The following is a 6,501-nucleotide window of genomic DNA, read 5'->3' as shown; positions in this document are numbered from 1 at the left end:
GGCTGGGCCGGCTGGGCGGGCTGCACGGGCCGGGCGGGCTGGGCCGGCTTGCGCAGGAAGAGGACGAGCACCGGCACCGCGTACGCGACCCAGGCGACCAGCTCCAGCACTGTCGGCGCGGCGGTGACGTTGAACATGCCGGCGAGCAGCGCGCCGTACCAGGAACCCGGGTCGAGCGTGGTGGAGATGTCGAAGGCGAGGTCGTTCAGGCCGGGCAGCACGCCCGCCTCCTGGAAGTCGTGCACGCCGTACTTGAGGATGCCGGCGGCGACCAGGATGAGCAGCGCGCCGGTCCAGGTGAAGAACCGGCTCAGGTTGATCCGCACGGCGCTGCGGTAGAGCAGGAATCCGATCACGACGGCGGTGGCGATGCCCCCGGCCAGGGCGAGCAGCGAGCCGGGCCCGGTGCCACCGGCCGCGCTCTCGGCGGCGGCGTAGAAGATCAACGCCGTCTCCAGGCCCTCGCGGATCACGGCGAGGAACGCCATCCCGGCGACGGCCAGGGAGCCGACAGCGAGCGCGTCGGTGAGCTTGCCGCGCAGCTCACCGGCGATGGTGCGGGCGGCCCGGCGCATCCAGAAGATCATCCAGGTCACGAAGACCACTGCGGCGACCGAGGTGACCGCCTCGAACAGCTCGCGCGACTCGGAGGTGCGCAGCAGCGAGGTGGAGGTGTACTGGATCAGCGAGCCGAAGCCGACGGAGAGCGCCACGGCCAGGCCGACGCCGGCCCACACCTGCGGCAGCCGGTCCCGGCGCTGCGACTTGACCAGGAAGGCGACGAGGATGCTGACCACGAGCGTCGCTTCCAGACCCTCGCGCAGGCCGATCAGGTACGTGGCGAACATCAGCACTCCGTCGTCGCTAAGTTAGGGCAGGCATACCTTGCTCCTGTTCACAGCAAACGTCAAGCTGATCCGGGTAACGTCACCCGGTTCGACATCCGACGGCCTTCCCCCGTACGCGAAAAGGGACCGGGACGGCCGCGCGGCGGCCGGCCCCGGTCCCTTCTCCGAGCGTGGAACTCAGTAGCGGTAGTGGTCCGACTTGAACGGGCCCTCCGGGGAGACGCCCAGGTAGGCGGCCTGCTCCTTGGTGAGCGTGGTCAGCTTCGCGCCGAGCGCGTCCAGGTGCAGCCGGGCGACCTTCTCGTCCAGGTGCTTGGGCAGCACGTAGACGCCGATCGGGTATTCCTCGGTCTTGGTGAACAGCTCGATCTGGGCGATCGTCTGGTTGGCGAACGAGTTCGACATCACGAAGCTCGGGTGGCCGGTGGCGTTGCCCAGGTTCAGCAGGCGGCCCTCGGAGAGCACGATGATCGCGTGGCCGTCGTCGAAGCGCCACACGTCGACCTGCGGCTTGATGTTCTCCCGCGTCACGTCGCTGCGCTTGGCCAGGCCGGCCATGTCGATCTCGTTGTCGAAGTGGCCGATGTTGCCCACGATGGCCTGGTGCTTCATCCGGGCCATGTGCTCGTTGGTGATGACGTCGAAGCAGCCGGTCGCGGTGATGAAGATGTCGGCCTGCTCCACCACGTCGTCGAGCGTGGCGACCTGGTAGCCGTCCATCGCCGCCTGCAGCGCGCAGATCGGGTCGACCTCGGTCACCACGACCCGGGCGCCCTGGCCGCGCAGCGACTCGGCGCAGCCCTTGCCCACGTCGCCGTAGCCCATGACGACAGCCATCTTGCCGCCGATCAGCACGTCGGTGGCGCGGTTGATGCCGTCGATGAGCGAGTGGCGGCAGCCGTACTTGTTGTCGAACTTGCTCTTGGTCACCGAGTCGTTGACGTTGATGGCCGGGAAGAGCAGCGTGCCGGCGCGGTGCATCTCGTAGAGCCGGTGCACGCCGGTGGTGGTCTCCTCGGTGACGCCCTTGATGTCGGCGGCGATCCGGGTCCAGCGCTGGCCGTCCTCGGCCAGCGAGCGGTGCAGCAGTTCGAGGATGACCGCATACTCCTCGGAGTCGGCGGACTCGACCGGCGGCACGACGCCGGTCTTCTCGAACTCGGCGCCCTTGTGGACGAGCAGGGTGGCGTCGCCACCGTCGTCGAGGATCATGTTCGGGCCCTGCCCGTCCGGCCAGTTGAGCACCTGCTCGGTGCACCACCAGTACTCCGGCAGCGTCTCGCCCTTCCAGGCGTAGACCGGCACGCCGGCCGGGGCCTCCGGTGTGCCCTCGGGGCCGACCACCATCGCCGCGGCGGCGTGGTCCTGGGTGGAGAAGATGTTGCAGGACGCCCAGCGGACCTGCGCGCCGAGCGCGACAAGGGTCTCGATCAGGACGGCGGTCTGAACGGTCATGTGGAGCGAACCGGTGATGCGGGCGCCGGCCAGCGGCTGGGCCTCGGCGAACTCACGCCGGATCGCCATCAGGCCGGGCATCTCGTGCTCGGCGAGCCGGATCTCCTTGCGCCCGAACTCGGCGAGCGACAGATCCGCCACCTTGTAGTCGCCCTCGGCGAGGGTGCTCGGCCGGGCCTGCGACGACGCGCCGCTGGAGGCCGCCGGGAGGGTGCTGGTCATGGAAGCTCCTGTCGAACGATGGTGGTGCGCAGCCTTCCACCTTACGCTCGCGGGCCATTCGACCCGTGCCCGGTTGGCCGACCGCGCAATCGGCCGGTCGGCGGACAGCGCACGGGGCGGTCGGTCGTGAGCGGACTTTCCACTCACGGCCCGGCCGCCCCGTGCATCCCCCCGGTTTGGTTCCCCCGCACGTCACCGGACCTTCGTCGCGACAACGCTGCGTACCCATAGGGTCACACCACGCAGCGTGACCGTCAAGCCATTTCGGGAAAGTCGGACTTGTGCGGATCAGTGCATGCCGCAAGTGGCGACGAACGCCTCGCCTGCCCCGCCCACCGTCAGCGGGCCACCGGCCGCCGTCCCGACGGCCGCCTGACCCGCGTCCAGCGTGACCGTGCCCACGCCGTCGTCCACGGTCAGCTTCCCGGTCCGGCAGAGCACCACCCGCGGCCCCGGCAGCGTCAGCCGCACCCCCGGCGACCCGGCGGTCACCTCGACCCGGTGCAGCGCGAAGTCCTCCACCGGCACCGGCCAGGTCAGCACCCCCGGTTCCACCTGCTCCGGCCGCAGCACCGGCTGGGTCAGCACCTCGAACCGGAGCACCCGCAGCAGCTCGTCCACGTCGACCCGCTTCGCGGTGAACCCGCCGCGCAGCACGTTGTCGCTGGCCGCCATGATCTCCACGCCGGTGCCGTGCAGGTAGGCGTGCAGATTCCCGGCCGGCATCCAGATGCCCTCGCCCGGCGCCAGCCGGACATGGTGCAGCAGCAGCGCCACCACCACGCCCGGGTCGGCCGGATAGCCGGCCGCCAGCGTGCGCACCAGCGCGGCGTCCGCCGGCGCCGGACCCGCGTCCGCCCCCGCCAGCACGGCCGCCACCAGCCCGGCGCGCTCCGCCCGGGGCCAGCTCAACAGCAGGCGTACAGCCTCCCGCAGCCCCGCCGGCCCGTCGCGCAACGCCGCCACGACCGGCTCCAGCGCGGGTACGCCGAACGCGGCGATCGCCTCCGCCGACTCCCCCGGATCGCGGAAGCCGCAGAGCGCGTCGAACTCCGAGAGCGCCACCAGCAGCTCCGGCTTGTGGTACGGGTCCACGTAGTTGGCCCGCACCACGTCGGCGGCGTGCCCGGCGCGGGCCTGCTCGGCGTCCGGATGCGCCTGGAGGCTCAGCGGCGCGTCGGCCGCCAGCACCTTCAGCAGGAACGGCAGCCGCGTGCCGAACCGGCCGACCAGCCGCTCACCCAGCCAGTGGTCCGGCTCGGCCACCAGCAGTTCGGTGAGGCTGACCGGCCGGCCGTCCCGCTGCACGGTGGCCGGGGCGCCCGGATGGGCGCCCAGCCACAGCTCCGCCTCCGGCCCGTCGCTCGGCACCGGCCGCCCCTGCAACTCCGCGATCGCGGTGCGTGAGCCCCAGGCGTAGTCACGGATCCGGCCCTGCAACAACTCCATCGGTCAGCTCCCGGGCCGCCCGGCCACCTCGTCGGCCGCCTGCGTCCCACCACTGGTCACGGTCTCCGGGACGGCGGTGTCCGCCGCCTGCCCGGTGCCGGCCCGCTCGGCGGCGGGCGAGTAGATGTCCGGCTCCAGGTAGATCACCCGGGCGGTCGGCACATCGCGGCGGATCCGCGCCTCCACCGCGTTGATGTCGCGCGCCAGGTCCTGGGCCGTCTCCCAGGCCGGCACCGCGATCTTCGCCGCCACCATCAGCTCCTCCGGGCCGAGGTAGAGCGTCTTCATGTGGATGATCCGCTCCACCTCGGGACCGTCCGTCACAGCCTGCTCGATCTTGGCCAGCTCACTCTGTTCGGCGCCCTCGCCGAGCAGCAGGCTCTTGGTCTCGATCGCCAGCGTGATCGCGATGACCACGAGCAGGACGCCGATCATCGCGGTGCCCGCCGCGTCCCACATGCCGTTGCCGGTGATCAGCGTCATGCCGACGCCGAACAACGCGAAGACCAGACCGACCAGGGCGCCGAAGTCCTCCAGCAGCACCACCGGCAGCTCCGGGGCCTTGGCCCGGCGGATGAACCGGACCCAGGTCTGGTTGCCCCGGATCAGGTTGGACTCCTTGATCGCGGTACGGAAGGAGAAGCTCTCCATCACGATCGCCGCGACCAGCACCGCCACCGGCACCCACTGCCAGCTCTCGATCGGGTGCGGGTCCGACGCCTTGTGGTAGGCCTCGTAGAGCGCGAACAGGCCACCGATGCTGAACAGCACGATCGCCACGATGAACGCGTAGATGTAGCGCTCCCGGCCGTACCCGAACGGGTGCTGCGGCGTGGCCTGCCGCTTGGCCCGCCGGCCGCCGATCAGCAGCAGCCCTTGGTTACCCGAGTCGGCCACCGAGTGGATCGACTCGGCAAGCATCGACGACGAGCCGGTGAGGGCGAACGCGATGAACTTGGTGACGGCGATGCCGAGGTTCGCCGCCAGGGCGGCGACGATCGCCTTGGTGCCCCCGTTTGCGCTCATTCCCCGCCTCGCTCGATGCCCCGTGTGGTCACTGGTTCGCCAGCTCCTTCATCTCCGTGATGGCCGGTACCGCCATCGGGTCCAGCCCATGTGCCAGGGCCAGGTAGATCGAGGCGAAGTCGGGGACCGCGACCAGCGACGCGAGCCGTTCCAGCGCGGAGCCGCCCTCGGCGGTCACCACGTCGCAGCGCACCCCGCGCCGCTCGGCGAGCGTCTGCACCGCGTCCGCGCGGCGCTCCTCCACCGCCAGCGGCTCGTCGGTGTCGTCGTCGGCGTTGAGCCCGCCGTCACGCAGCAGCACCAGCCGCAGCCGGGTGCCGTCGGACTCGTCGTCGCCCGGGTCGGCGAAGATGTCCCGCTGGCCCTCGGCCAGGCCACCGAACACCCCGTCGAGCAGGCCGACGCGGCCCCGGCCCGCCTCGCCCAGCGCACCGGCGACCACCGGGTAGCGCGCGTTCGCGGACAGCGTGTCGCCGAACCGCCGGGCGGCCACGGTGGCCAGCGGGGACGAACCCCACACGATCGGGATCGAACCGGACAGGCCCAGCGCCAGCGACTTCGCCGGGTTGACGAAGGACTCGGCGGTCGGCCGGCATCGATCGGCGTCGGCGTCCAGCCGGGCCGCCGTCTCGGCCAGATCCGCCTCGTTGACCTTCACGAGCCCGAGGGTACGGGCGGCCAGCAGAACCGGCACGGTGAGCGCCCAGAGGCTGGCCCGGGCCGGCGCACGCCGGGGCACCGGGATGAACGGCGCACGCGCACGCTCCGCCACCGACTGGAGCTGCGAGTCGGGCGCGCCGACCGCGACGAGCCGGGCGCCGCGCCGGTGCGCCGCCTCGGCCGCACCCAGCGCCTCCGGGCTGCGACCGGACGCGCTCACCGCGATGACGACGTCCGCCGCGCCCACCCAGCCCGGCACGCCGGCGCTGCGGTGCGGGATGACCGGCACCGGGCAGCGCGGCCCGGCGACGGTGGCCAGCACGTCACCGGTACGTCCGGCGGTGCCGATGCCGGCGATGACCACCGCGCGGGGCCGTCCGTCGTCGGCGAGCACCGACAGGTTCGCCTCGGCGGCCAGCGCCGCCGACTCGCGCACCTGGGCGCCGGCGGACGCGGTGTGCCGGAGCATGCCGCCCGGATCCCGCTCGGAGAGCTGCGCCGCGTCGTCGAGCAGGGCCTCGTCGGCGTGCCGGTGGCCGCTGACCCCGGCCGTACCCTCCATCACCGCGACGACCCGCCCCGCGCCTCGTCGGCGGCGGGTCCACCGCGCGCCTCGTCCAGCAGGAGCACCGGGACGTCGTCCCGGACCTCGAAGATGCGACCGCACTCGGTGCAGGTGAGCGTCTGCGCCTGCGCGTCGTAGTCGAGCGGGGCGTGGTGCGTGTCCGGGCAGGCGAGGATGTCGAGCAACTGCGGGTCCAGGGCCACGGCGCGGCTCCTTCCACGTATGCGGTCTCACCGGTCGGCGGTGCCGGTCGGCGCACGCGATCTTATCGGCCGA

6 protein-coding genes are annotated in these 6,501 nt (G+C 72.1%); all 6 read right to left on the bottom strand.

Annotation, left to right across the window (positions count from 1 at the left end; genetic code table 11):
- The coding region (efeU, locus tag F8279_RS28740) for an iron uptake transporter permease EfeU (RefSeq protein ID WP_151501611.1) at positions 1-848 on the bottom strand (848 nt) is incomplete at its 3' end.
- Between the two features lie 177 nt (positions 849-1,025).
- Positions 1,026-2,525, bottom strand: a complete 1,500-nt coding sequence (ahcY, locus tag F8279_RS28735; RefSeq protein WP_091418695.1) for an adenosylhomocysteinase — start codon at positions 2,523-2,525, stop codon at positions 1,026-1,028.
- Between the two features lie 288 nt (positions 2,526-2,813).
- Positions 2,814-3,974 (bottom strand): mannose-6-phosphate isomerase, class I, encoded by a 1,161-nt coding sequence (gene manA, locus F8279_RS28730; RefSeq protein WP_091418693.1) that lies wholly within the window; start codon positions 3,972-3,974, stop codon positions 2,814-2,816.
- A gap of 3 nt (positions 3,975-3,977) precedes the next feature.
- Positions 3,978-5,000 carry a cation diffusion facilitator family transporter gene (locus F8279_RS28725; RefSeq protein WP_091418690.1) on the bottom strand — a complete coding sequence of 341 codons (1,023 nt, stop codon included), beginning with the start codon at positions 4,998-5,000 and terminating at the stop codon, positions 3,978-3,980.
- Positions 5,001-5,028: 28 nt separating this feature from the next.
- Entirely contained in the window at positions 5,029-6,225 is a 1,197-nt protein-coding gene (locus tag F8279_RS28720) for an SIS domain-containing protein (protein WP_091418688.1), read from the bottom strand.
- A complete protein-coding gene (locus F8279_RS28715; RefSeq protein ID WP_091418686.1) occupies positions 6,222-6,428 on the bottom strand; it encodes a Trm112 family protein in 207 nt (68 codons plus the stop codon). The genes F8279_RS28720 and F8279_RS28715 overlap by 4 nt, the downstream gene beginning before the upstream one ends.
- Positions 6,429-6,501 lie beyond the last annotated feature (73 nt).

The sequence above is a fragment of the Micromonospora sp. AMSO1212t genome, from assembly GCF_008868145.1.
In the GTDB taxonomy this organism is placed as follows: Bacteria; Actinomycetota; Actinomycetes; order Mycobacteriales; family Micromonosporaceae; genus Micromonospora; species Micromonospora tulbaghiae.
This window is presented reverse-complemented; position numbering and strand designations above follow the sequence as displayed.

Excerpts from the sequence above, each read along its gene's own strand:
- ahcY (WP_091418695.1), bottom strand. The coding sequence starts at position 2,525 with ATGACCAGCACCCTCCCGGCGGCCTCCAGCGGCGCGTCGTCGCAGGCC.
- manA (WP_091418693.1), bottom strand. The coding sequence starts at position 3,974 with ATGGAGTTGTTGCAGGGCCGGATCCGTGACTACGCCTGGGGCTCACGC.
- F8279_RS28725 (WP_091418690.1), bottom strand. The coding sequence starts at position 5,000 with ATGAGCGCAAACGGGGGCACCAAGGCGATCGTCGCCGCCCTGGCGGCG.